Consider the following 837-nt stretch of genomic DNA (forward strand, 5'->3'; position numbering starts at 1 on the left):
TTGTTGGCGCATTCATAGGCAGTTTCGTACTGCAACTCCTTGGCTTGTACGCCGGTGGAATTTTAGGTTCGATCGTTAGCGCCACCTTAGGTGCCGTCATCCTGCTTGCAGTCATTGGAGCTATCAAAAAAGCATAAATACCTTATCGTGGAAATTTTCCAATATTACGGCTGCGATTGGCTTGTAATGATCTTTACCTTTTTGGCAACCTATCAATTAGGCAGCAAGCATCGCTATGGCTTTATTACCATGATGGCCGCTAATATTTGCTGGGCTACGCTGGGGATTTTAACAGGTAGCATCGCAATGCTTATCGCCAACATCATTATTTTCTGTATGAACCTAAGAGCTTATATAAGGTGGTAGCGACGCAATGAGCGCAATACTGACAGGATTTTCTTTGGGCCTGTCATTGATTTTGGCAATCGGCGCTCAAAACGCATTTGTTCTGAAGCAAGGACTCAAAAAAGAACATGTATTTGTTAGCTGCTTTATCTGTGCGCTTTCAGATGCCATTCTTATTTCGGCAGGCGTATTCGGATTTGGCGCTCTCGTTACTACTTATCCGCAAATAGAAACCTTTGCACGTTATGGCGGTGCAATATTCTTACTGTTTTATGGCTTAAGCAGTTTCTATAGTGCTTGCACTGTTAAGCATGAGCTTACCGAAAGCCAAGAAAACACATCAAGCATATTAACGACAATATTAACCTGCCTTGCTTTTACATGGCTCAATCCTCATGTTTATTTGGACACTGTAGTATTGCTTGGCTCCATCTCTACACAATATGGTGAGTTACAATACTGGTTCGGATTCGGTGCCGTTATCGCATCATT

The 837-nt window shown here is 42.5% G+C and carries 2 protein-coding genes; both read left to right on the forward strand.

Annotated features, from left to right (window positions below; translation table 11 throughout):
• Positions 1-14: 14 nt before the first annotated feature.
• Complete coding sequence (locus tag A3739_RS23925) at positions 15-137, forward strand: GlsB/YeaQ/YmgE family stress response membrane protein (RefSeq protein WP_082878586.1); 123 nt, start codon at positions 15-17, stop codon at positions 135-137.
• A gap of 236 nt (positions 138-373) precedes the next feature.
• A partial coding sequence (locus A3739_RS23935) for a LysE/ArgO family amino acid transporter (protein WP_068503092.1) occupies positions 374-837 on the forward strand: 464 nt, incomplete at its 3' end.

Source organism: Oleiphilus sp. HI0067 (assembly GCF_001635735.1).